Origin of the sequence: Halopseudomonas maritima, assembly GCF_021545785.1 — a bacterium.
GTDB lineage: Bacteria > Pseudomonadota > Gammaproteobacteria > Pseudomonadales > Pseudomonadaceae > Halopseudomonas > Halopseudomonas maritima.
Window position 1 is genome coordinate 533,505 of record NZ_CP079801.1, and the last position, 24,967, is coordinate 558,471.

Consider the following 24,967-nt stretch of genomic DNA (forward strand, 5'->3'; position numbering starts at 1 on the left):
CCAAGTCGCCCCACTTACACCGCCGAACGCCAACCAGCTAAGAGTCACACATGCGTAACAACCAGCCCGCGAGCCAGCGCGAGCGCACCTTCTCCGAAACCCAGCGCCTGATCTCCACAACCGATCTCAAGGGCATCATTACCTACTGCAATGACGCTTTTGTGGAAGTCAGCGGCTTTACCCGCGATGAGCTGATCGGTAGCCCACACAACCTGGTACGGCATCAGGACACTCCGTCTGCCGTGTTTGCACATATGTGGAACGACCTCAAGCGCGGACGCGCGTGGATGGGGATCATCAAAAACCGCTGCCAGAACGGTGATCACTACTGGGTGAACGCCTTTGTCACGCCGATTTATGACGGCGGCCAGGTGCAGGGCTACGAATCGGTGCGGATCAAAACCACCGCCGGCCAAGTAGCGCGTGCCGAAGCGCTGTATCAACGCATCAACCGTGGCGGGGCTGCACAGCAGCACGACTGGACCGGCATCGCCCTGCACCTGGCCCCCAGCACACTCATGCTCGCCGTTGGCGCGGCCTCTGGCGCCCTGCTCGGCCTGCCCGGTATCGCCCTCGGGGCAGCCCTGGGCATACCCGCAGGCCTTGGCCTCAAGGCGCTGCTGGATCGGCGCCTCAGCCGCATCCTCAACGCCGCAGAGAGCACTATCAGCGACCCGCTGCTGGCCCAGATGTACACCCCCTTTCAGGGCACCCTGGGGCAAATTGAAATGGCCATTCACAGCCAGCAGGCCCGTCTGCAAACGTGTCTGACGCGCCTGGGAGACAGCGCCGAACAGCTGCGAGCGCAAGCCGGCGAAGCCAGCACTATCGCCAGCCACAGCAGCGACCGCCTGGCCCGCCAACGGGCAGAGACCGATCAGGTTGCCACTGCCATCAACGAGATGGCAGCCGCTACGCTGCAGGTGTCCGGCAACGTACAGAGTGCGGCGCAGGCGACCCACGACGCGGCAGAGCTGGCCACGCAAGGCAAGCGCCTCGCAAGCCACGCCCGCCAGGCCATTGAAAGCCTGTCCGGCGCAGTAGACTCCGCCAGCACGGTCACCCACCAGCTGGCCAGCGATGCGCGTGAGATTGGCAGCGTGGTGGATGTCATCAAGGGTATCGCCGAACAAACCAACCTGCTGGCGCTAAACGCCGCCATCGAAGCCGCCCGCGCTGGCGAGCAAGGTCGCGGGTTTGCCGTGGTTGCTGATGAGGTACGTGCCCTGGCAGGCCGCACCGCCGGCGCCACCGAGCAGATACACAAGCTGATTGCCAACTTGCAGCACGCCGCACAAAGCTCCGTCGACAGCATGCGTTCGGGCAGCGAGCAGGCCGAGCAAGGCGTTAGCCGAGTGACGGAGGTTGACGACGCCTTGGACGGGATTCGCCAGGCTATCGAGCAGGTCAATGAGATGGCAGGCCAGATCGCCAGCGCCGCCGAGCAGCAAAGCAGCGTTGCCGAGGAAATCAGCCGCAACGTCACCAACATCGCTGACCTGGCCGATGGCACCGCTGACGAAGCGCGCCGCAGCGCCGAGCTAAGCGGCGAGCTGGCCGGCACCGCGCAGCATCAGGTCAACTTGGTTGAACGATTCAATCGGCGCTAGCGGCAGCCGCAACACTGTGGCACCGGCAGAAAACGCCTGTGGCTGCTGCAAGGCACGCTCCATCGCCAGCCACCTGCCCTGAGCATCACCTGCCGGGGCATTCCCGACATGCAGCCGGCCAAACGCGGCCAGCGCTACAGCCATGGCTGCGCGCCGCTCAGCACGCCCTACCTGTTTTATGCTGTATTGGGACAACCGCTTGTTGAACGGCAGCTTGCATAACACGTGACTACCCCAGGGGACGCAAGCCAAACAAAAGTACGTGGCTGATCCGCTGCACAACAACATCAAACAGTCGTTTTCAGGCCACCTCCGCGGGCAAACCCATCGTTCCGACTGCCCGCAGCGGCAACGCAGTGATAAACTGCCGTCTTTGTTTGTCAGCCAAGGACACCATCATGTGCGGAATTGTCGGCGCCACCGCCCAACGCGATATCACCCCCATCCTGCTTGAGGGCCTCCGCCGCCTTGAATACCGGGGCTACGATTCGGCCGGCGTGGCGGTTTTACGTGCAGGCAACGGCGTTCAGCGTGTGCGCGCGGTCGGCAAGGTTGCCGAGCTGGAAAGCGCACTGCAAACCACGCCCGTCGACGGCACTCTCGGCATCGCCCACACCCGCTGGGCCACCCACGGCAAACCTGCCGAGCGCAACGCCCACCCGCATATTTCCAACGGCCTGGCCGTGGTGCACAACGGCATCATCGAAAACCACGCGCCACTGCGCAAACGCCTGCAAGAGCTGGGCTTTGAGTTCACCTCCGAAACCGACACCGAGGTGGTCGCCCATCTGCTGGCGCACCATTACGCCGACAGCCAGAACGTACTTGCGGCCTTCCGCGCTACCCTGGCAGACATCCACGGCGCCTACGCGCTCGCGGTGATCCATGAGTCCGAGCCAAACACCCTGTACTGCTCGCGCATGGGCAGCCCACTGGTCGTCGGCGAAGGTAGCGGCGAACACTACCTGGCGTCCGACCCGCTGGCCCTGCTGCAAGTCACCGACCGCTTCCGCTATCTAGAAGAAGGTGATTACGCCCGCGTTAGCCGCGAACAATGCGAGATCTGGGATCGCGAGCACAACAGCGTCGACCGCCCAATAGCACGCTATGAGCACGCCGCCCACAGCCTGGACAAGGGCGAGTATCGCCACTTCATGCTGAAAGAAATCTTCGAGCAGCCCCAAGCCATCAGCGACACCCTGGCCGGCACCCTGGGCGATGATCATGTGCTCACCGCCATCCTCGGTCCCGAGGCAGAAACCCGCCTGACCGATATCGCCAATATCCATATCGTCGCCTGTGGCACCAGCTACCACGCCGGCCTGGTTGCCCGTTACTGGATCGAAGAGCAAGCCGGCCTGCCGTGCCAGGTAGAAGTGGCCAGCGAATACCGCTACCGCACCGTGGTCGTGCCCGCCAACACCCTGCTTATTACCATCTCGCAGTCTGGCGAAACCGCAGACACGTTGGCTGCCCTGCGCTACGCCAAAGACCAGGGCTACCTGGCCACGCTGGCCATCTGCAACGTCGCCGGCAGCTCGCTGGTACGCGAAGCAGACTGGCGCCTGCTGACCCACGCCGGCCCCGAGATCGGCGTAGCCTCTACCAAGGCCTTCACCACCCAGCTGGTTGCCCTGCTGTGGCTGACCACCGCCCTGGCGCAAACACGTGGTCGCACCGACTTTGTCGCGCGCAACGTCGATGCCCTGCGTGCCCTGCCGGGTCAGGTCAAGGCAGTACTCAGCCTGGAGCCCGCCATTACCGAACTGGCCCAACGCTTTGCCAACAAGCACCACGCCCTGTTCCTCGGTCGCGGCCCACACTACCCCATTGCGATGGAAGGCGCGCTCAAGCTCAAGGAAATTTCTTACATCCACGCAGAAGCTTATGCCGCTGGCGAGCTCAAGCACGGTCCACTAGCCCTGGTAGATGAAGACATGCCCGTGGTCAGCGTCGCGCCCAGCGACAGCCTGCTGGAAAAACTGCGCTCCAACCTGGAAGAAGTCCGCGCCCGTGGCGGCCAGCTAATTAACTTCGCCTGCGAAACCATCGAGCCCAGCGGCGACGCCAGCGTGCAGACCGTCGGCCTGCCGTGGGTGGAAGAATGCGTCTCCCCGGTACTGTATACCCTGCCCCTGCAACTGCTCAGCTATCACGTTGCACTGGTCAAAGGGACAGACGTGGACAAACCCCGTAACCTGGCAAAGTCAGTGACCGTCGAATAGGTACGCTTCTTGCCTTACCCAAATGAGTGCAGCGTGTGCGGTTAGCAACAGGCCAGCTAGCCACCTGCACGGCCACTGCCTGACTCTCGACGGTCAAAAACAGTGCCTAACAAGGTACACTGTGCACCGCCGTGGAATCAGGCAATCGAGCAATAAGCATGTTGCCCCGCAACAACAGGGCAATGTCAGAAGATTCGGAACCAATCCGGACACCCCCTTTCAAAGCCAAATCTGCGCAGCCCATGCCGAGCTGCACGGCATCATTTTGTGCTTTCAAAGGGTCAGTTACACACAGGCAAGGTCACAGAAACTTAACCTTACCTAAACATACTAAGTCGGCTTAAAATGTGGCACGGTGCCACGCAAGGCACCTAGGGTCTGTACGAATAGTCGCTGCGCGAAGGTCAGGCAAGGCAAAAACAGGCGAAGAAGCGGAGTCTACGGGTTGTAAATGCGCACTCTGAGGCTGTTTTTAACGCAGCATAACCGATGATGCTCAGGCACTTTTCGTACAGAGCCTGGGCAAGACCAGCTAGTACTTAAGCAGTCATCCCCGCGCAGGCGGGGCCGTGTACCTCAAAGCATCGAGGCACGTGGACTCCCGCTTTTGCGGGAACGGCGCAAGGCAACAACCTGCTCAGGTAACGGCCATTGCGTCCAAGCCATGATGGCACAGGCAAAGTCCTCAGGATGAAGACTGTAAATCCTGGGGCGGTAGCGTGCCTGAGCACCCCATCTTGTTGGAGCAATACACACGTCATATTGACGTCATTTAACAGTCACCCCGAACTTGACCCCCACCCAGGGCATGGATACAGTCAAAACGCCTCCGCTGAGGCACCACCAGCGTATCAGCGGCCAGGCGCAGCAACTCAAGGCAGAGACAGCACTACATGTTCAACTCCATTCTTATCGTCTGCGTGGGCAACATCTGCCGCAGCCCCATGGCCGAAGCCATGCTACGTGCACAGCTCGCAGGCAAGAACATCCACGTCGCCTCCGCCGGCGTCGGCGCCCTGGTAGACAAGCCCATGGACGCCACTGCTCTCGAAGTACTGCGCGACCACGGCGGCGACCACGCCGAGCATAAAGCGCAACAACTTACCCGCGAGATGGCCCATCAGTACGACCTGATCCTGACCATGGAGCCTCGCCACGTACAGGACATCCTCAAGATAGCGCCCGAAGCACGCGGCAAGACCTTCTTACTTGGCAAATGGCAAGGCGATCAAAAGATCCCCGACCCCTACCGCCAGCAGCGCCCAGCCTTTGAGCACGTTTATCAGCTAGTCCAGCAGGGTGTCACCAGCTGGGCTAAGCACCTATAAGCCGCACAGAAGAAACCAACTCCTGATTTCCGAAGGGACTACATGCAGAACAATACCCCCACCACTGCAGCACAACACGACAGCGACGAGATTGATCTACTGGCTCTACTCGGCGCATTAATAGATGGCAAGTGGGTAATCATTGGTTTTACCTTCTGTTTCGCATTGATCGGTGTTGCTTATGCACTGCTGGCAACGCCGATCTACCAAGCAAATGCGCTGATACAAATTGAAGAGAAATCAGGCAGCACACTCTCTGGGCTTGGTGAACTGTCAGATATGCTCGGCAGCACGCCGGAGGCCGTAACGGAAATCGAACTGCTGAAATCCCGCGCTGTCATCGGGCAGGCGGTAGAAAACCTCAAGCTTGATATTATTGTAGAGCCCAACTACTTCCCCGTTATTGGTCGCTGGATGGCCCGACGCTTCGAGTCAGAAACCAGCAATGAAGTGGCCTCGCCGCTGCTCGGCTTCGACAGTTACGCCTGGGGGGGAGAACGCGTCGACATCTTCCAGCTTGAGGTGCCGGGCAAGTACCTGAGTGAGCCCTTGGAGCTAGTTACCGGCGAGAACAACACCTACACCCTGTATAACGAAGACGGCGACGTATTGCTGCAAGGAGCAGTGGGTGAGCAAGCCAGCGGCAATGGCTTTACCATGCAACTCAAGACGCTCAACGCCCGTCCAGAAACCCGCTTTGATGTCACCAAGCAACGCCGACTCAACACCATCCTCGATTATCAGCAACAGTTGGGCGCTTCGGAGCGCGGCAAGGACTCCGGCATTATCAGCCTCAGCATGCAGCATGAGGAGCCGCAGTACGCAATTAACATTCTCGATGAGGTAAGCCGCCTCTATGTACGCCAAAACGTAGAGCGCAACTCTGCCGAAGCCGCCCAGAGCCTTGAATTTCTGAAAGAACAGCTGCCGCAGGTACGTAAAGAGCTGGAGCGTTATGAACAAGCGCTCAACGAGTATCAAACCAGCACAAAGTCCGTTGATATCACTATCGAGACGCAGGCCATTCTGGACCAGATCGTCGAACTGGACACCCTCATCTCAGAGCAGAACCTCAAACGGGCCGAAATGGAGCGACGCTTCACCCGCCAGCACCCGTCTTATCAGGCCTTGCTGGACCAAATGGAGCAACTCAAGCGCCAAAAGGCAGAGCTAACCAGCAAAGTTGAGTCGCTGCCAGCCACCCAGCAAGAACTCTTGCGCCTCACCCGTGACGTGGCCGTCACCACCGAGGTGTATACCGCGATGCTGAACAGCACCCAAGAGCTGGACGTACTGCGCGCAGGCACTGTAGGGAATGTCCGCGTAATCGACACTGCAGACGTTAATGTTGAGGAGCCGGTCCAACCCAAGAAAGCACTGATCGCGATCATCGCCACCCTGCTCGGCGGATTCATCGGCGTAGCCTTGGTACTGCTGCGCAAAGCGCTTAATCGTGGCGTGGAGGATCCAGACGTCATTGAGCAACTCGGACTGCCCGTTTATGCCAGCATCCCCTTTAGCCGAGACCAGGAAGTAGTGGAAGGAGCCCCCAAAAGCCGCCGCCCTGCGGGAGGCCACGCGTCCTCTGCCCTACTGGCGGTCACCAACCCTGCAGACCTGGCCATCGAAGCCCTCCGCAGCCTGCGTACCAGCCTCCACTTTGCCCGGCTGGAAGCAAAAAACAACATCTTGATGATTTCCGGCCCCAGCCCGGGCGTGGGCAAGTCATTCGTCTCTGCCAACCTTGGCGCCATCATGGCCCAAGCGGGTCAACGCGTACTGCTAATTGATGCAGACATGCGCAAGGGCTACCTGAACAAGCTATTCAAATTACCCGCTGAAAATGGTTTGTCAGAACTTTTGGCCACACGCATCACCAGTAGCGACGCAATCTATAAAACAGAGGTAGAGGGGCTCGACATTGTCCCCAGAGGCCAAATTCCTCCTAACCCCTCTGAGCTGCTGATGCACGCCAACTTCACCAGTTTTTTGGACAACGTCAAAGACGAATATGACATTGTAATTGTGGATACACCGCCCATCCTCGCCGTAACCGATGCCGCCATCGTGGGCCGTCAGGTCGGCATGAGCCTGATTGTGACTCGCTTTGCCGTAAATGCAGCCAAAGAAATTGAAGTGGCCATGCGACGCTTTGAGCAAAACGATATTCAGCTTAAAGGAGCAATCTTTAATGCTGTGGAGAAAAAAGCCTCTGCGTATGGATATGGAAATTACGGCTACTACAACTATGAATACAAATCAGACAAATAACCCTCAAGCCCAACCAGGCAAAGGATTGCCCTAAATTATGTGCGGAATCGTCGGTGCCACAAGCAATAGAAACGTTGTCCCTATTCTTCTTGAGGGGCTCAAAAGACTTGAATATCGCGGATACGACTCCGCGGGCATTGGCATTATCAAGGGTGAAACAATTCACAGCTGGAAAGCCACTGGAAAGGTCAAGGAACTGGAAGCTTGTATTGCCGAGACGCCCCTCACAGCTCAAACAGGTATCGCACACACTCGCTGGGCGACGCATGGCAAACCGCTCAAGCACAACGCACACCCCCACTGCTCAGAAAGGCTCGCCGTGGTGCACAACGGCATCATTGAAAACCATTCGGGCTTGCGCGAGAAGCTACAAGCGCAAGGATATGAATTCAACTCAGACACCGATACCGAGGTAGTCGCTCACTTACTTGCCAGTCAATATCGTAAAAGCGGCGACTTACTCACCGCATTGCGCAATACGCTCAACCAATTGCGCGGTGCCTACGCCATAGGGGTGATTCACGAAGACCACCCACAGATGCTCTACTGCGCCCGCCAAGGCAGCCCTTTGGTCATCGGGGTTGGCAGTGAAGAACACTTTATAGCCTCCGACCCACTCGCCTTGCTTCAGGTGACCGATACCTTTGTCTATCTAGAGGAAGGTGATCACGCTGTTATTAGCCCGTACGGTATTAAGCAATGGGACGCAAGTAACAACCTTAAACAAGTAAATAGTCAACGCTACGAGCATGCTGAACACAGCATGGAGAAGGGCGAATACCGACATTACATGTTGAAGGAAATACACGAACAACCCACGGCGCTACGCGACACTTTGACAGGCCTGTTTACCGAAGATCGCGTTTTGACCGCCACCCTTGGGCCTGAAGCAGAAAAGCGATTACCCGAAGTACAGAATATTCATATTGTCGCCTGCGGTACTAGTTATCATGCTGGCCTTGTCGCCCGCTACTGGATTGAAGACATTGCGGGGCTCACCTGTAATGTTGAGATCGCCAGCGAGTTTCGTTACCGCCGCGTCGCTGTACCTGCCAATACATTAATGGTCTGTATTTCTCAGTCCGGCGAAACAGCAGATACCCTGGCCGCATTGCGCCACGCCAGGCACGGTTACTTGGCTACCCTAGCCGTTTGCAACGTACCTGGCAGCTCGTTAGCCCGGGAGGCAGATTGGCGACTGCTGACCAAAGCTGGCCCGGAAATTGGCGTGGCGTCGACCAAGGCATTTACTACTCAGCTTTCCGCCTTGCTATGGCTAGCCGCCGCTCTCGCCCAGACCCACGGAGCGCCGCCAGAAATCACCGGTGAAGTTGTACGCGCCTTGCACGGCCTGCCAGCCCAAGTCGAACAAGCGCTCCAACAGGATGCGGAGATTCGCTGCCTGGCAGAGCGCTTTGCAAATAAACAACACACTCTTTTTCTGGGCCGCGGCCCCCTGTACCCCATCGCCATGGAGGGTGCACTCAAGTTAAAAGAAATAAGCTATATCCATGCTGAGGCTTATGCTGCTGGCGAACTGAAACATGGCCCGCTGGCATTAGTTGACGAAAGCATGCCGGTTGTATCTGTCGCGCCCAACTGTCAACTACTGGAGAAACTGAAGTCCAACTTGGAAGAGGTGCGGGCTCGCGGTGGCCAGTTGATTAACTTCGCCTGCGAGACAGCAGACATGCAAGACCAACATGGCATCACTCACATCCACATGCCTTGGGTGAATAGCTGCATCGCTCCTATTCTTTACACTCTTCCGCTGCAACTACTCAGCTACTATGTAGCCCTAGTCAAGGGCACAGACGTCGACAGGCCACGCAATCTTGCAAAGTCAGTAACTGTTGAATAGTTAGCACCCACACGCACCAACTCATTCCCGGCTATCAAAAGACATGACTCAACTGAAAACCCTTTGCGTATTCGGTACGCGTCCCGAAGCTATTAAAATGGCGCCGCTAGCACTGCAACTTGCGGAAGACCCGCTAGTTGACGCCAAGGTGTGCGTCACAGGTCAGCACCGCGAAATGCTAGATCAAGTGTTAGGTTTGTTCGACCTAAAGCCTGACTTTGACCTCAATATCATGAAGCCAGGGCAAGACCTAACCGATGTCACGTCTGCCATCCTACAAGGTATGAAAAAGGTATTGACCACCTGCAGGCCCGACATCGTATTGGTCCACGGGGACACTGCAACCACATTCGCCACGGCCTTGGCTGCATACTATCAACAAATTCCGGTAGCCCATGTGGAAGCAGGCTTGCGCACCGGTAATCTCTACTCTCCTTGGCCGGAAGAGGCCAACCGCTCACTTACCGGCGTGTTAACTGCACTGCATTTCGCCCCGACCGAAAGCTCGCAGGAGAACTTACTCCGTGAAGCAGTTCCAGCAGCCAACATCCACATTACCGGCAACACCGTGATCGACGCGCTGCTGCAGGTGGTTGAAAAACTAAAACAACCCGAACTACAAAACCAGTTTGACCAACAATTCGACTTCCTCGACTCCGGCAAAAAACTGATTCTGGTGACCGGTCATCGACGAGAGAGTTTTGGTGGAGGTTTTGAGCGTATTTGCCAAGCCCTAGTAAACACGGCCGCGAAGCATCCCGATGTACAAATTGTCTACCCCGTGCATCTGAACCCAAACGTGCGAGAGCCAGTCAACCGTCTGCTGAATGGTCAGCCAAATATCAAGTTAATTGAACCTCAGGATTACTTACCCTTCGTTTACCTGATGAACCGCGCCCACATCATTCTCACCGATTCGGGCGGAATTCAGGAAGAGGCTCCATCACTCGGCAAACCAGTTTTGGTGATGCGTGATACCACCGAACGACCAGAAGCGGTCGAAGCTGGAACAGTTCGCTTAGTAGGCACAGATAGCGAGCAGATATACCAAGAACTCAAACTATTATTAGATGATGCCGAAGCGTACAGAAAGATGGCCTTGGCACACAACCCGTACGGCGATGGAGCAGCCTGCAAGCGTATCATTCGAGAGATTAAGTTATGGCATCAAGAAAACCACAACTCATATAAATAGCAGCCCAGAATGCGTGACATTTTAAGCAACATATTAACCCCAAGGCGAAAAAACCAACTCAGCTCTGCCATAGCGAAAGGGTTAGAGCTATCAAAAGTACTAGCCCTGAATGTTATCGCTGCAAGAACACTTCAAATCGAACAATATGGCCTACTAAATCTTATTATATCGATAGGCGCAATACTGGGTGTAATTGCAGAATTCCGAGTACAAGAGATTGTAGTTAGAAAAATAGCTAGCGGCGCCGATCAAAGTCGAGTAATTTGCGAAGGCTTAGCAGTAGGATTATTCTTTAGCACAAGTGTAACACTCACGGTCCTAATTAGCGCTTCATTCCTAGCAGACAGCTTCAACTGGATACACTACGCAACCATATACTCACTTATACACATAACCTCGGCAGCAAAAATATTCAAATATGCGCTGCTCGCCAACAGCAAAAACTTCGACATCGCCATATCAGAGATTGCCTCAGCAATACTTCTAGTCGCATTTTTGTTATTCGCGATAATGCAAAGCTTCTCAATATCCAGCTATATCTACGCCCGCGTTATCGACATAGGCGCAAGCAGCCTAGTCGCACTAGCGTTATACAACAAAAGACATAAATTCAATCTTCAGGCCCCAAGCCTCAAGAAAACAGTCTCATTGTGCGTAGAGTGCTTTCCGTTAGTCATTTCCGGAGCCCTGATAATTTTTCTACAAAGAGCCGACCATCTAATGGTCAGCTACCTTCGAGGAAACCAAGAACTAGGAATATACAGTGCCGCAACCACAATCCTAACACTTTTCTGCGTTGCACCTATACTCCTTAGCCAAACAAATGCTCCAGAAATATTCAAGCTCAGAGGAACAGATGACGAAATAGTGGCCGGAAGAGTGGCATATCTAAAAGAAAACATCAGAATTGGCCTAACTCTATCTGCACTCTTAGGTATCTTGAGTGGGGTTTTGCCCAGTTTTTTGTTTGGTGAGGACTATGCCGACGCGTCTTCCATACTCGCTGCGTCATTCATAACCCCTCTCATAGTATCTATAGGCGCGGCAAGTAGCCAAATAATCATAGCAGACCGAAAAGGCAGCATTATATTTTACAAATCCCTATTGGCGATAGCTATCAATATCGCGATGAACGCAGCATTGATACCAGCATATGGCGGTTTAGGAGCCGCCATAGCGACGATAACAGCTCTATTCATTACCAACATACTCTCCAACCTAGTTATTCCAAAGTACAGATACATATGGAAAATCCAAATAAAGGCACTTACACCCCTAAACCAAAGAACGCCATGAAGAACAATATAGTTTACACGATAACGTTTCACTCAGTACTTAACCACGGCGCCGTCCTACAAGCTTATGCCCTGCAGGAATACCTAAGAAAATTAAACTACCAGCCCGTAATAGCAAATTACACTCCACCATACTTTATGGCCCAGGTACTCAGACCCGCAAAAGGAATTGGGAAAACCGCTCTCAAATACAAGAGACTTTATCTCTTCAAAAAATTCTCAGAGCAGCACCTCGTAAAAAGCACGCGCTATATATCGAGAAAAAAGCTAACCCAACTTCCTATCGCGCATGCAGCGATATGCGGTAGCGACCAAATATGGAACAAGCTTTTAACGAACGGAGCGCCAGACAAAGCATACTACCTCTCCTTTATTAAAGAAGGCACAAAGAAAATAGCCTACGGTGCTAGCGCTGGCGGCCACACGCTGGAGAGCTCAGAGCACGGGGCACTAGATTTGCTGAAAGACTTTGACGCTATCGGAGTGAGGGAAAACCACCTGTGTGAGAACTTAAAAAACCAACACACCTTAAAAAATGTACAGATGGTATCAGACCCGTCATTGCTTATATCCGACTACAACAACATAATGGACCATAGCAAAACACCCAAATCAAAATACATTGTCAGTTATGAGGTGAGCAGTGATGCCACTAGGGCCGAGTACAGCAAATACCTGAAAAAAGCACAAGAGCTTACGAAATTACCTGTCTATCATATCGGAGACAAGTTCTTAGAAGCTGCTGACCACAACATACTTGCAATCTCACCATCACAATGGCTCTCATTAATCAGCTCTTCCGAGTACGTGGTAACCAACTCGTTTCACGGCGCCATGTTCTCGATGAACTTCAAAAAGAAATTCTCATTTATAAAACACCTAGAAGAAGAAAAAAACGCGAGAACAATGAGTCTACTCAAGAAAGTACGCCTAGAGGAAAAAGCGGCAACAACGACAGACCAGCTAAGTGAAATATTCAAAGACTACCACACAGGAGAGCTACAAAAATTCATAAAAGAGTCTCAAAATTTTCTGATCTCAGCCCTAGAAAACAATGAAAAATAGCACGATACAAGCCGGAAAAATAATAGCCCTCGCCTCAATATTAATATGCTTTGACAGCCTGCTAAAAATAAACCTAGGGGCATTCCACCTACAACTTGGGATCGCAATCATTCTATTGGCCTCACCTTTAATCCTTCTGAGCCTGAGAAGCGAGCCAAAAATATTTGACGCCACGTACTTCGCCCTCCTAATCTACATACTTCTAAATTTTTTCCTCGCAATAAACAAAGACGTTTTTTTTGCAGGACTATCATATGTACTAATTTTCACCATAGCGTACAAAACAATCGGCAGAGTTAGTAGATTCGTAAACTGGGGCAAGATATCAACAATTGCACTACTAATATTAATCATCACAGGCTTCTTTCAGTACACACTAATAAACCTATTTGACTACCAACTTGAGCTCAGAGGAATAGACTCCAGCTATTATCAAAACAAGGGAAACCTTGGCTACCGGATGCGCGGATTCTTTTTGGAGCCAAACTGGTTCGGCCTAACACTATTCTCATGGTCTTTTTTATTTATATACAAAAAGAAATCCTTTTCGAACGTAGATTTTCTAATCTTATTTCTTACCGCAATATGTATATACCTTAGCGAAAACAGACTAATTTACATCCTCTATCTATACATAATAATCATGTTCTTTTTTTCAAAAAAAACAGAACGCCTTTCCAAGATAGTTCCGGTTTTTTCGGTTTCGTTCGCGATACTAATTTATATATTTATGTCGATAAGCGGTCTAGACCTAACAGATCGCTCCGCTGCCGCGAGAACCTATACGATGGCCCAGACGTGGAGTGTTTGGATTGAGAGCAGCCCACTAGAAAAGGTCTTCGGTTATGGGTTCTCTAATTGGGGTTACTATTCAAATCTATGGGAGCTAAGCTGGAGCAACTACAGGTTCGACCAAGCACTAACGAGGCGTGACAATGCGGAAGTTTATGTCTTCTTATTCGAGATGGGCTTGGCATCAATTATTCTTTTCATGATCGACCTGTTTTTCATCGGGCAAAAATCAAAAAACCCTATATTGCCGATATTTATTAGCTCAATTTATATCTCCAGCTTCTTCTACCCAATATTTAACTTTATGTTTTACCTGATACCGATGATGGTTGTACGCCATGAAATTCTTAAAAAAACCTAATCGCCGAATAACACACCTAATAAGAGACGCTAGGCGTCAGAGCGGCGGCGCTCAGACAATACTTCACCAAATACACGAGCACCAACAAAGAAACTTTTACAGCAGAATAATCTCCTTTACGAAAAACACCTCACCCCAAACAAACAGCGGTATTTTCTTCATAACAATAAAAACACTCGCAACCTTAATACTCAACAAGCATGACATATATATCATACACGACCGAATTCTATTGATACCCTTTTTATTCATAAGAAACCGGAAGGCTATCTTTGTATGCCATAGCACCTTCCCTGACAAGAACTACATCTTTAGATTTTCTTCGCACCTTCGGTTTATTGCGGTATCTGAAGCAAGTTTTTTGTTTTTAAAATCAGTCAACCCCAAAATTCTGCCAAGGCTAATACCGAATGGCATCCCCACCCCGCCTAAAGAAGAAATGCGAAGAAAAGCACCAAGCACCGAAATAAACCTAGGCTATGTTGGACGACTTTCCGAAGAAAAAGGTATTCTTGATTTAATAAATGCGTTTTCCAAAGTGGCTTTTTCGAACCAGACCGTAAAGCTTCACTTAGTGGGCGAAGGCCCGCTTCGCGAATTTATTGAGACCAGCATATCAGCCTCAAATCTTAGCGAACGGATTATTCTACATGGGCATCACCCTTTTCCCTTTTCCGTTCTCCAAAACATCAATGCATTAGTGGTGCCTTCTCATTACGAAGGATTTGGCCTGGTATACTACGAAGCTTTGGCACGTAATCACGTTGTAATCGCGTCACACCTACCCTCGTTTAAGGTCCTTCCCAAAGAAAAGAAAGTTTTCTTCTTTCCTGCAGGAGACACACTTCAGCTAGAAACCTTAATAAATCGATTTATTGAGGACTCTATAAAAATCGACACAATTGAGAGCATATCACCTAGACACACCTATTCGAGCGCAACGAAGATGGCCTCGAAATATTATGATTTCATAGGGGAAATCGAAAATGCCTAATATTTTGGGTCTAAACTATGACAACCTTAACCGAGAGCAGACCCTAGCAAAGATCTGCGGTCATATTGACAGGGGCGACAAGATCATCAGGGCGGACATAAATGTCGGCACTATCACGTCTAGTCAGAACGATAGAAAGCTACTAGACTTCATCAACGCCTGCGACATCGTGAATATGGATGGTGCCGGTGCCTTGATGGGAGCAGCTTTCCTCGGGCTACCGAAACCAGAAAGGGTCACAGGCGTCGATTTATTCTTAGAGCTTTTAAAGGTCTCAGAAAAAAACTCATACCCGGTCTATTTTTTGGGCGCGACAAAAGACACCCTAGATCTACTCGTAAAAAAAACAAAATCAAAATTCCCTAATCTCGATATTTGTGGTTGCCATGATGGCTACTTCTGGGGGTCAGAGTCTAAAGTAATCGAAGACATAAACAGCTCTCAACCCAAGATACTATTCATAGGAATAAAATCCCCAGAAAAGGAGTACTTCCAGACCGACTACAGGCAGGCGATCAACGCCAACCTCATCATGGGTGTAGGCGGCAGCTTCGATGTTGTATCAGGAAAAATCCGAAGAGCACCAGCACTTATACAAAGACTTGGTTTAGAGTGGCTTTATCGTATTTACCAAGAACCTCGAAGACTATGGAAGAGATACTTGAAATCCAACTCAAAATTTGCACTCCTGCTTGCAAGAGAAAAAATCAAACGACTTAACAATGGTGGGAAAAATGATTAACGCAAATCATCCAATTAAGAATTCCTTCGGCGTAAAGTCAAACTGCAAAAATCTCGTCTTCATCGAAAACGAATCCATGCTATCAGAATTGTGGGCCAACCACGTTTTTGAAGGCCCTATCATGGTGCTAGGCGCTGGTTATAACATAATTCCACCGTCTTTTTTCGATGGAGTTGTAGTCACCTCATCCATGACGTCTATATCGCATAAATCCGAACTAGACGATTCATCTCTAATCACAGTTGAGGCAGGTCTTTCGTGGGACGATTTTGTAGACTATGCCGTACAAAATTCTTACACAGGCTTGGAAAACTTATCACTGATACCGGGTACTGTTGGCGCGGCTCCCATAAATAACATTGGCGCCTATGGTGCAGAGATCTCTGAGCATGTTGAATCTGTGCACTGCTTCAACACAAAAACCGGGAAGTTCGAATCCCTCAATAACAATGACTGCAAGTTCAGCTATAGAAACAGCATATTCAAAGAACGCCAAGAACTATTCATCATCAGTGTAACATTTAACTTACAAAAAAAAGGAGCAGACAAAACACCACTTATCAGCAGGTCCAGAGATCTGGTGCGCGCAGCGATACTAGCACTTTCCTCAATACGCATTAAAAAGCACCCCAAGCTAAAACTTACAATCAGCTTTGATAAAATTCGCGAATTCTTAAACATTCGAAGCGTGCCAACCAAAGCCAAACGCGAAATTGTCAAGGCAATAAGAAAAAAAACACTAAACGACCCTAAAATCACCGGCAATTCAGGTTGTTTTTTTAAGTGCCCAATCATTCCCTCCGAAGAATTTGACAAGCTAAAACTAAAATTCCCGGATATTGAGTATTTTGATCACACACCCAGCGAAAAAAAGATATCTGCCTGCTGGCTAATTCGCTCAACAGGCTTTGCAGGAAACATATTCCAAGGTGTTACCTGTGATATAAACAGGCCCGTCGTACTTCTCAACGTCGACAATGCTTCCGCTGAAACTGTATTCCATCATGCCCTATCGATCAAAAGCGCAGTTAGGGAAAAATTTGGGATAAATCTTGAGGAAGAGGTCACTTTATTCTCCCCGTAATTTATCACCTTCTATTATAGAGCGCCCCCCCGAAGCTTTTAACCACAACAACCACTATTTTTCATGTATAAACTTACCGCCTTCAAGCCGTACGATATCCGCGGCCAACTCGGCACAGAGCTGAATGAAGATATCGCCTATCGTATCGCCCGCGCCTTCGCGCAATTCCTAAAGCCCAAACGCATCGTTCTGGGTGGAGACGTCCGTGCCACCTCCCCTGCGCTTAAGGCAGCGCTTGCCAACGGGCTGCGTGATGAAGGGGTAAACGTTCTTGACCTCGGCTTGGCAGGCACTGAAGAAGTTTATTTCGCCACGTTCCACCTGGGCGTAGATGGCGGTATTGAAGTGACCGCATCGCACAACCCCATCGACTACAACGGCTTCAAACTAGTGCGCGAAGGGGCTCGCCCCATCTCTGCAGACACTGGCCTTGCTGCCATTCGCGAAATGGCCGAGGCAAGTACTTACCAGTTGGTGGACGGTAAAGACCCGACAGTGGCTGAAGCAGCCCGTGGTAACTATGAGCTGGTAGATACCCGCGCAGACTTCGTGAAGCATTTGATGGGCTATATCGATGCCACCGCTTTTGACCGGCCGCTCAAGCTGGTCGTCAACGGGGGCAACGGCGCTGCGGGTCCTACAGTTGATGCGATTGAAGCGGCCTTCGCCGTCGCTGGCCTGCCCGTTACCTTTATCAAAATCTGCCACGAGCCAGACGGCACCTTTCCCAACGGCATTCCCAACCCCATTCTGGTCGAGAACCGTGACATTACACGTGACGCCGTGTTGGAGCATGGGGCGGACGCCGGTATCGCCTGGGACGGCGACTTTGACCGCTGCTTCCTGTTTGATGAGCAAGGCCGCTTTATTGAGGGCTACTACATCGTTGGTCTGCTTGCCGAGGCGTTTCTGCAGAAAGAACAAGGCGCTCGCATCATTCACGACCCGCGCCTGGTCTGGAACACCGTTGAGCAAGTAGAGAGTAACGGCGGGGTTGCGGTACAAACCAAAGCCGGTCACGCGTTTATCAAAGAGCGCATGCGCAATGAGGATGCCATTTACGGAGGCGAAATGAGTGCGCACCACTACTTCCGTGAGTTCGCCTACTGTGACAGCGGCATGATCCCTTGGCTGCTGATTGCTGAGCTGATGTGCCGCAAGGGGCTACCTCTGTCAGCCTTGGTCGGCGAACGCATTGCGCGCTTCCCGTCCTCTGGCGAAATCAACCTGAAGGTGAACAACGCTCCGGCCGTGCTTAAGGCCATTGAGTCCCAATACGCCAAAGACGCTTTAAGTGTTGATCACACCGATGGGGTAAGCATCGAGTTTGCTGAATGGCGCTTCAACCTGCGCGCCTCCAATACCGAACCGGTTATTCGCCTAAACGTAGAGAGCCGCGCTGACCAAGCCTTGATGGAGCAGCAGACCAAGCAACTTCTGGACGACATCAACGCGTTATCCTGATCCACCGACGCACTTCCGCCAGGGCAGGGATCGGCGCCACGCGAGGGTCGATCTCTGCGATACTATGTGACTTGTGTCACAGGCACGCCGTATTGCTTTGAACTGCTAGTCCTAATCCGTATCGAGTGAATCACTGCACTCCACCGCCCCCAAGCAGATCATGCCCGACAGTGTCTCAAGACGTTTTGCATTCCCAGGAATAGATCATGCCGCCTAACCAGAACGGAATCATCCGCTCCCACGAACCGATGCTCGCGGTCATGCACCGCTGGTTGGATCTCATCGTCATCGCCAGTGCACTCTTCCTGGTGCTCTGGTTTCAGGAAACCACCCTGCATCGAGATCACTGGATCAGTCTGCTGATCACACTCTTTCTGTTTTACCTCATCAACGACTTTAGCCATCTTTACGGCTCATGGCGCGGTGAACACTCCCTGCGCGAGCTGCGCCAGGTCGGCAGCAACTGGGCAGCAGCGTTTGCCGCAGCCTTTGTTACCGACTACTTCTTTTTCCAGAACACCCGACTGCCGGACATGGATAAACTGGCGTGGTTGGCACTGGGCCTAGTCAGTCTTTGGGGCTACCGGGTGCTGCTGCGCCGTATCATGCGTCACCTGCGCAGTCACGGCTATAACACGCGCTCGGTCGCTATCGTTGGCGCCGGTGAGCTGGGGCAGCGCTTGGCCAACAACATCGTCAGCACGCCCTGGATGGGCCTGAATCTGATGGGTTTTTATGATGACAAAACCAGCAGCCCAATCGCCTTGGCCGGCACCAGCATCGCCATGCCGATCAATGGCGACATGCAAACCCTGATCGACGATGCCAAGGGCGGCCTGATCGACAAGATCTATATCACCCTGCCGATGCGTGCAGAGCTGAAAATCAAGTGGCTGCTGGACGAGCTGAGCGACAGTACCGCGTCGGTTTATTTGATACCCGACGTATTCGTCTTCGACCTGCTGCACGCGCGCAGTGAGTCCATCAATGGCCTGCCCAGCATCAGTATCTTTGACACGCCAATGGATGGTGCCAACCGGATCGTTAAGCGCATCGAGGATATTGTTCTTTCAACCCTGATCCTCACGCTTATTGCCATCCCTATGCTGATGATCGCCTTCTGCGTGCGCATGACCTCACCCGGCCCGGCGCTGTTCCGCCAGAAGCGCTACGGCATCGACGGCAAGTCCATCGAGGTTTGGAAGTTCCGCAGCATGAGGGTGATGGAGAACGGCTCCAAGGTCACCCAGGCAACCCGCGGTGATAGCCGCATAACGCCCTTTGGCGCCTTTCTGCGTCGCACCTCGCTGGATGAACTGCCGCAATTCATCAATGTGCTGCGTGGCGAAATGTCCATCGTCGGCCCACGCCCGCACGCTATTGCGCACAATGAGGAGTACCGCAAGATCATCAGCGGCTACATGCTGCGCCACAAGGTCAAACCGGGTATTACAGGCTGGGCGCAGATCAACGGGTGGCGCGGAGAAACAGACACCGTCGACAAGATGGAGAAGCGCATCGAGTATGATCTGGACTACATTCGTAATTGGTCGCTATTTCTGGATTTGAAAATCGTCTTCCTGACCGTATTCAAAGGATTTATCAACAAGAATGCTTACTGACGCTTCCTCCCCTGCCCGCATTCTCGTCACCGGCGGCGCTGGTTATATTGGCACCCATACCTGCATTCAATTGCTGGATGCCGGCTATCAACTACTGGTGCTGGATAACTTCAGCAATAGCTCACCTGAGGCGTTGCGCCGCGTAAAGGCGATCACAGGTATTGAGGTGCCTTGCGTCCAAGGCGATATCAATGATGCTGCGCTGCTGGATAGCCTCTTTACGCAGCACACCATTGATGCGGTGATTCACTTTGCCGGCCTAAAAGCCGTGGGTGAGTCGGTTGCGCAACCTTTGCGTTACTACCACAACAACGTAAGCGGCACCGTTACCCTGTGCCAGGCGATGCAACGTGCAGGCGTATTCAACCTGGTGTTCAGCTCGTCCGCCACCGTTTACGGCGATCCAGCCTCGCTCCCCATTCGCGAAGACTTCCCTACCAGTGCGACCAACCCCTATGGTCGCTCCAAACTGATCATTGAAGAGATTCTGGGCGATCTGTACACCTCCGACCCGCGCTGGAACATCGCGTTGCTGCGCTACTTCAACCCGGTTGGCGCCCATCCAAGCGGGCTAATTGGTGAAGACCCAAGCGATATCCCCAACAACCTGATGCCCTACATTGCGCAGGTCGCTGTTGGACGTCGTGAGCAGTTGAGTGTGTTCGGTAGCGACTACCCAACCCTGGATGGCACAGGCGTGCGTGACTATATCCATGTGATGGACTTGGCAGATGGGCACGTCAAGGCCCTGACTTGGCTAAAACAAAGTCTGGGTATCAAAGCCTTTAACCTGGGTACGGGGCGCGGTTATTCCGTGCTGGAAATGCTCAAGGCTTTTGAACAGGCTTGTGGCAAGACGTTGGCATATGAGTTGGTAGCCCGGCGCCCAGGTGACGTAGCCAGCTGCTATGCGGACCCGGCGCTAGCCAAGCAGGAGCTGGGTTGGACAGCCACCTTGGGTATTGAAGCCATGTGCACCGACAGCTGGCGCTGGCAGTCACAAAACCCGGATGGGTATAGAAGCTGACCCTCAGAAGCCCAGTCCAGGGCTTACTAGCCCTCTAGCCACGATTGCGCCCGGCAGGGTGAAAAAACAACTTTTCACCCTAGCACGCGCCCCTATTGAGCCTTGATAAAATCGATCAGCCCGAGAGTGGAGCTATCCAGCGCCCCTGGGCCATCTTCTCCGCGAATAACGCTCAAGGTTTCAGTGGCGATCTTTTTACCCATCTCAACGCCCCACTGATCGAAGGGGTTGATGCCCCAGATCACCGCCTGAGCAAATACCTTGTTCTCATAGGCGGCAATCATGGCGCCAAGGCTTACGGGGCTCAGCTCTTTCAGCAGCAAGGTGGAACTCGGCTGATTACCGCGATAACGCTTGTAATGCGGTAACTCGCCCTCGCCTTCCAATGCCGCCTCGCCCAGGGCCAGCAGGCGCGACTGCGCCAGACAGTTGGCCAGGGCCAGCTCGTGCTGCCTGACCAGCTCCTCGGCATCTGCCGTGTGCCGCGCCTCATGGTAGCGCAGAGCTGGCGCAATAAAGTCGCAGGTTACGACCTCGGTCCCTTGATGCAGCAACTGGTAAAACGCGTGCTGCGCATTTGGGCCAACCTCGCCCCAGAGTACCGGACAGGTGTGCAACTGCACCTGCTCACCATCACGGTTGACCGACTTGCCGTTGGATTCCATTTCCAGCTGTTCAAGGTAGGCAGGCAGTTTTTCCAGACGCCCATCGTAGGGCAATATGGCGTGGGCGTTGATGCCCAGGCAGTTGGTGTTCCACACACCAATCAGCGCCATCAATACGGGCAAGTTGCTTTCCCAGGGCGCCGCGCGGAAGTGTTCATCCATCAGGTGGGCGCCGGCCAGCAATTGGCGGAAGCCCTTCATACCTATGCGTAGCGCGATCGGCAAACCGATGCACGACCATAACGAGTAACGCCCGCCCACCCAGTCCCATATCTGCAGCTGGTTCTCCCGGTGGATGCCCCACTCGCTCATTTTGTCCGGCTTGGACGAGACACCGATAAAGTGGCAGTGCATCAGGCCTGCGCACTTGCCCAGCGAGCGCTCCAGCCAAGCCAGCGCCGTATTGGCGTTGTACAAGGTATCGACAGTGGTAAAAGATTTGGAGGAGACGATAAACAGGGTGTTCTGCGGGCGCAGTTGCTGCAGCAGTTGCGCCATCTGGCTGCCGTCCATGGAAGACGCAAAGTGGATACCCAGAAACCCTGCCTTTTTCAGCGCAAAGTCGTTCAGCGCACGGCTAACCATCAGCGGGCCAAGGTCAGAGCCGCCAACCCCGATGTTGACCACATCGGTGATCACCTCACCCGTCATACCCCGCCATTGGCCACTATGGATCTTGTCTACCATGGCAGCCATGCGGTCGAGCTGGGATTGCACATCGGAATAAACGCCCTCAACGGGCTCTTTCAGCTCCGTGTCCGCGGGTACCCGCAGCGCCCAGTGCATGGCGGACCGTTGCTCGGTATTGTTAACCGTCTCAGCATTGAACAGCCGACCAATCCAGCCACGCAGATCAGCGCTATCAGCAAGGGCAAACAGCTTCTCCAGCGCCAGGGCATCTACACGTTGCTTGCTGTAATCCAGCAATAGGGGGCCTGCTGCGACGTTAAAGCCAGCAAAGCGCTGATCATCGGTACGAAACAACTCCGCCAGGTGCAGTGGACGCAGGCGCTCTGCCTGCGTATTCAGCTCGGCCCAAGCCTGTTGCTCAGCCTCTGTACCCGTATCGGGAATGGCTTTAAAAGCGTTCATATTGGCATCCCTGCGGGCTTAACGCCCCACTCCGTAATAGGTAAAACCGTGCTCGCGCATATAGGCCGGATCATACATATTGCGGCCGTCAAAAATGACCGGTTGCTTCATGCCTTTACGCAGACGGTCCAGGTCAGGACTCCAGTAGGCCTTCCATTGAGTGAGCACCAAGAGGGCATCTGCACCATCCACCGCCGCATAGGGATGGCTCGCGTAGTGCAAGCCGGGGTGATGCCCAAAGCGCTCCAGCAGTGCCGGCAGCGCTTCTGGGTCGTGCACGCGCGCCTTGGCTCCCTGCGCCCAGAGCGCTTCGAGAATGCGAATAATGGGAGCGTTATCGATGCGCCCGGTTTCCGGTTTGAAGGCAGCCCCCCAGATGGCGATAGTGCGGCCCTTGAGGTCTGTTTGATAGTGCTGCCAAAGTCGACGGAACAGGTATTCCTTTTGGCGCTCGTTGATCTCGATGACCTGGTTCAGCAACGATGAGCCAACACCAGAGGCGTTCAGGGTATCTACCAGGTTGATCACGTTGGTCGAGAACCCTGGGCCGCCAAAGCCGACACCGGGATAGAGGTAGGCAGGGCCAATGCGCGGATCGGCAGCCACACCCTGGCGTACGTTCTCGATATCAATGCCCAGCGAGTCGGCCAGGTTGGCCATGTCGTTCATAAAGCTGATACGCGTAACCAGCATCCCGGTGATGGCCAGTTTGGTAAATTCTGCCTCGCGAGGACTCATTACCAGAAAGTGATCGCGGTCACGATTGAACGGACGAAAAATCTCTTTTACCAGCAACTCGGCGTGCCCGTCGCTGCAGCCGAGGATAATCTGCGGCGGCTTGAGCATGCCATCGAGCGCCGTCCCCTCTTGCAGAAAGTCAGGCAGCGCAACCACTGAGCGCCGGGCAGTCCCGCCATTAGTGCGCAGCAGCGTTTCCAGATGCTCGGTAAAACCCACAGCAAAGGGGCTTTGGTTGACCACCAGCCATGCGCGCTCCGGAATCTGCGCCAGGCGACCGACAATCTTCTCCGCCAAAGCCGCTTCACTGGTATCCAACGCCAGGAACACTGCCCGGCTTTCGGCGCCGGGTAATCCCTCAAAATCGCCGTAAACAAGGCGCCCAGAGGTGTGGCAATCGCTGATCAGGCGCCGCAGCCCCGGCTCACTGTAGGCGGCCTTGTTGGCGATAATTTGCTGCCGCACACGCCCGTGCGGCATACGCAGCACAACGTTATGCCCAGTCGAGGCAAAGCTGCTTGCTGTCACCAACGCAGAAAGTGTGTCGCCATAAAGATCGATATGCACCAGAGCTGCTCCGCGTCAGTTGTTACATTGTCGTAGCAGCTCGACAAACTCGGCACCCACCTGCGGATGGCGCTGTGCATAGGCCAAAGTCGCCTGCAGATACCCAATCTTGCTGCCACAGTCGTAGGTTACGCCCTGCATGCGGTAGGCCTCGACGGCTTCTTCCTGCATGAGCGTGGCAATGGCGTCAGTCAGCTGAATTTCATTACCTGCGCCGGGGGCGGTATCTGCCAGCAGCTCAAAGATGCGTGCGGGCAAAATGTAACGTCCTACCACAGCAAGGTCTGAGGGTGCATCCGCCCGCGCGGGCTTCTCCACTACGCCGGTCATTACCTGGCTGGTGCCCGCCGCCGGCGCACTTCCGTCCAACGCAACCACCCCGTATTGCGAGACCTTATCCATGGGCACCTGCTCAACCATGATCTGTGCACGCTGACTGGACTGGTACCGCTGCACCATAGCGGCCAAATCAGGAGCAGTGCCGGCCGGCTGCAACTCGGCATCTACCAGCACATCGGGCAGCATCACCGCGAAGGGTGCATCCCCAACGACTTCGCGCGCGCACATCACGGCGTGGCCCAAACCGAGCGCCTTACCCTGGCGCACGCTAATCACGCGCACATCGGACGGCAGAATCGACCGCATGACCTGCAATAATTCCTGCTTGCCGCGGCGCTCCAGCTCGGTCTCCAGCTCATAATGCACATCAAAGTGGTCTTCGATTGCCCGCTTGGCCGAGTGGTTGACCAATACAATCTGCTTGATGCCAGCACGCACAGCCTCGTCCACTACATATTGAATGACGGGCTTGTCGACAACCGTGATCATTTCCTTGGGAATAGCCTTGCTGGCGGGGAGAAAGCGAGTGCCGAGACCGGCGACGGGAAGAACGGCTGTTTTGACTGCCACAGGAAACTATCCTTTGTCTGTAAACGAAATTCGGGTAGAGCACCGATTAGAACGCTCAGG

The 24,967-nt window shown here is 53.4% G+C and carries 18 protein-coding genes; 15 read left to right on the forward strand and 3 right to left on the reverse strand.

Going from position 1 to position 24,967, the window contains the following annotated elements; all coding sequences use genetic code 11:
- Positions 1 to 50: 50 nt before the first annotated feature.
- From HV822_RS02415 to galE, 15 genes are all read left to right on the forward strand, one after another.
- Complete coding sequence (locus tag HV822_RS02415; RefSeq protein ID WP_238872076.1) at positions 51 to 1,610, forward strand: methyl-accepting chemotaxis protein; 1,560 nt, start codon at positions 51 to 53, stop codon at positions 1,608 to 1,610.
- 398 nt (positions 1,611 to 2,008) lie between these two features.
- Positions 2,009 to 3,835: a glutamine--fructose-6-phosphate transaminase (isomerizing) gene (glmS, locus tag HV822_RS02420; protein ID WP_238872077.1), complete on the forward strand. Its 1,827-nt coding sequence runs from the start codon at positions 2,009 to 2,011 to the stop codon at positions 3,833 to 3,835.
- Between the two features lie 893 nt (positions 3,836 to 4,728).
- Entirely contained in the window at positions 4,729 to 5,163 is a 435-nt protein-coding gene (locus tag HV822_RS02425; RefSeq protein WP_238872078.1) for a low molecular weight protein-tyrosine-phosphatase, read from the forward strand.
- A gap of 42 nt (positions 5,164 to 5,205) precedes the next feature.
- Positions 5,206 to 7,434, forward strand: coding sequence for a polysaccharide biosynthesis tyrosine autokinase (locus tag HV822_RS02430; protein ID WP_238872079.1), 2,229 nt, complete (start codon positions 5,206 to 5,208; stop codon positions 7,432 to 7,434).
- A 37-nt stretch (positions 7,435 to 7,471) separates the two neighbouring features.
- Positions 7,472 to 9,295, forward strand: coding sequence for a glutamine--fructose-6-phosphate transaminase (isomerizing) (gene glmS, locus HV822_RS02435; RefSeq protein WP_238872080.1), 1,824 nt, complete (start codon positions 7,472 to 7,474; stop codon positions 9,293 to 9,295).
- Positions 9,296 to 9,338: 43 nt separating this feature from the next.
- Positions 9,339 to 10,490, forward strand: a complete 1,152-nt coding sequence (gene wecB, locus HV822_RS02440) for a non-hydrolyzing UDP-N-acetylglucosamine 2-epimerase (RefSeq protein WP_238872081.1) — start codon at positions 9,339 to 9,341, stop codon at positions 10,488 to 10,490.
- A 9-nt stretch (positions 10,491 to 10,499) separates the two neighbouring features.
- Positions 10,500 to 11,786: an oligosaccharide flippase family protein gene (locus HV822_RS02445; RefSeq protein WP_238872082.1), complete on the forward strand. Its 1,287-nt coding sequence runs from the start codon at positions 10,500 to 10,502 to the stop codon at positions 11,784 to 11,786.
- Complete coding sequence (locus HV822_RS02450; RefSeq protein ID WP_238872083.1) at positions 11,735 to 12,850, forward strand: polysaccharide pyruvyl transferase family protein; 1,116 nt, start codon at positions 11,735 to 11,737, stop codon at positions 12,848 to 12,850. The genes HV822_RS02445 and HV822_RS02450 overlap by 52 nt, the downstream gene beginning before the upstream one ends.
- Positions 12,840 to 14,003, forward strand: coding sequence for a hypothetical protein (locus HV822_RS02455; RefSeq protein WP_238872084.1), 1,164 nt, complete (start codon positions 12,840 to 12,842; stop codon positions 14,001 to 14,003). The genes HV822_RS02450 and HV822_RS02455 overlap by 11 nt, the downstream gene beginning before the upstream one ends.
- Positions 13,981 to 14,997, forward strand: coding sequence for a glycosyltransferase family 4 protein (locus tag HV822_RS02460; protein WP_238872085.1), 1,017 nt, complete (start codon positions 13,981 to 13,983; stop codon positions 14,995 to 14,997). The genes HV822_RS02455 and HV822_RS02460 overlap by 23 nt, the downstream gene beginning before the upstream one ends.
- A complete protein-coding gene (locus tag HV822_RS02465) occupies positions 14,990 to 15,739 on the forward strand; it encodes a WecB/TagA/CpsF family glycosyltransferase (protein ID WP_238872086.1) in 750 nt (249 codons plus the stop codon). Before HV822_RS02460 ends, HV822_RS02465 begins: the two co-directional genes overlap by 8 nt.
- Positions 15,732 to 16,823 carry a UDP-N-acetylmuramate dehydrogenase gene (murB, locus tag HV822_RS02470; RefSeq protein ID WP_238872087.1) on the forward strand — a complete coding sequence of 364 codons (1,092 nt, stop codon included), beginning with the start codon at positions 15,732 to 15,734 and terminating at the stop codon, positions 16,821 to 16,823. The genes HV822_RS02465 and murB overlap by 8 nt, the downstream gene beginning before the upstream one ends.
- 63 nt (positions 16,824 to 16,886) lie before the next feature.
- Positions 16,887 to 18,287: a phosphohexomutase domain-containing protein gene (locus tag HV822_RS02475; protein ID WP_238872088.1), complete on the forward strand. Its 1,401-nt coding sequence runs from the start codon at positions 16,887 to 16,889 to the stop codon at positions 18,285 to 18,287.
- Between the two features lie 206 nt (positions 18,288 to 18,493).
- Positions 18,494 to 19,909 carry an undecaprenyl-phosphate glucose phosphotransferase gene (locus HV822_RS02480; RefSeq protein WP_238872089.1) on the forward strand — a complete coding sequence of 472 codons (1,416 nt, stop codon included), beginning with the start codon at positions 18,494 to 18,496 and terminating at the stop codon, positions 19,907 to 19,909.
- The gene (gene galE, locus HV822_RS02485; RefSeq protein ID WP_238872090.1) at positions 19,899 to 20,936 is read left to right on the forward strand and encodes a UDP-glucose 4-epimerase GalE; all 1,038 of its coding nucleotides are present in this window, start codon (positions 19,899 to 19,901) and stop codon (positions 20,934 to 20,936) included. Before HV822_RS02480 ends, galE begins: the two co-directional genes overlap by 11 nt.
- 92 nt (positions 20,937 to 21,028) lie before the next feature.
- Here the strand turns inward: galE and pgi are convergent, their stop codons facing one another.
- From pgi to galU, 3 genes are read right to left on the reverse strand one after another with little or no spacing between them, the layout of a single operon-like run.
- Positions 21,029 to 22,693, reverse strand: a complete 1,665-nt coding sequence (gene pgi / locus HV822_RS02490; protein WP_238872091.1) for a glucose-6-phosphate isomerase — start codon at positions 22,691 to 22,693, stop codon at positions 21,029 to 21,031.
- A gap of 18 nt (positions 22,694 to 22,711) precedes the next feature.
- A complete protein-coding gene (locus HV822_RS02495; protein WP_238872092.1) occupies positions 22,712 to 23,998 on the reverse strand; it encodes a nucleotide sugar dehydrogenase in 1,287 nt (428 codons plus the stop codon).
- 15 nt (positions 23,999 to 24,013) lie between these two features.
- Positions 24,014 to 24,907 (reverse strand): UTP--glucose-1-phosphate uridylyltransferase GalU, encoded by an 894-nt coding sequence (gene galU / locus HV822_RS02500; protein WP_238872093.1) that lies wholly within the window; start codon positions 24,905 to 24,907, stop codon positions 24,014 to 24,016.
- Positions 24,908 to 24,967: the final 60 nt, after the last annotated feature.

Excerpts from the sequence above, each read along its gene's own strand:
- HV822_RS02480 (WP_238872089.1), top strand. The coding sequence starts at position 18,494 with ATGCCGCCTAACCAGAACGGAATCATCCGCTCCCACGAACCGATGCTC.
- wecB (WP_238872081.1), top strand. The coding sequence starts at position 9,339 with ATGACTCAACTGAAAACCCTTTGCGTATTCGGTACGCGTCCCGAAGCT.
- HV822_RS02465 (WP_238872086.1), top strand. The coding sequence starts at position 14,990 with ATGCCTAATATTTTGGGTCTAAACTATGACAACCTTAACCGAGAGCAG.
- HV822_RS02460 (WP_238872085.1), top strand. The coding sequence starts at position 13,981 with ATGAAATTCTTAAAAAAACCTAATCGCCGAATAACACACCTAATAAGA.
- HV822_RS02475 (WP_238872088.1), top strand. The coding sequence starts at position 16,887 with ATGTATAAACTTACCGCCTTCAAGCCGTACGATATCCGCGGCCAACTC.
- HV822_RS02425 (WP_238872078.1), top strand. The coding sequence starts at position 4,729 with ATGTTCAACTCCATTCTTATCGTCTGCGTGGGCAACATCTGCCGCAGC.
- HV822_RS02455 (WP_238872084.1), top strand. The coding sequence starts at position 12,840 with ATGAAAAATAGCACGATACAAGCCGGAAAAATAATAGCCCTCGCCTCA.
- pgi (WP_238872091.1), bottom strand. The coding sequence starts at position 22,693 with ATGAACGCTTTTAAAGCCATTCCCGATACGGGTACAGAGGCTGAGCAA.
- glmS (WP_238872080.1), top strand. The coding sequence starts at position 7,472 with ATGTGCGGAATCGTCGGTGCCACAAGCAATAGAAACGTTGTCCCTATT.
- HV822_RS02445 (WP_238872082.1), top strand. The coding sequence starts at position 10,500 with ATGCGTGACATTTTAAGCAACATATTAACCCCAAGGCGAAAAAACCAA.
- HV822_RS02450 (WP_238872083.1), top strand. The coding sequence starts at position 11,735 with ATGGAAAATCCAAATAAAGGCACTTACACCCCTAAACCAAAGAACGCC.
- galE (WP_238872090.1), top strand. The coding sequence starts at position 19,899 with ATGCTTACTGACGCTTCCTCCCCTGCCCGCATTCTCGTCACCGGCGGC.
- murB (WP_238872087.1), top strand. The coding sequence starts at position 15,732 with ATGATTAACGCAAATCATCCAATTAAGAATTCCTTCGGCGTAAAGTCA.
- glmS (WP_238872077.1), top strand. The coding sequence starts at position 2,009 with ATGTGCGGAATTGTCGGCGCCACCGCCCAACGCGATATCACCCCCATC.
- HV822_RS02415 (WP_238872076.1), top strand. The coding sequence starts at position 51 with ATGCGTAACAACCAGCCCGCGAGCCAGCGCGAGCGCACCTTCTCCGAA.
- HV822_RS02430 (WP_238872079.1), top strand. The coding sequence starts at position 5,206 with ATGCAGAACAATACCCCCACCACTGCAGCACAACACGACAGCGACGAG.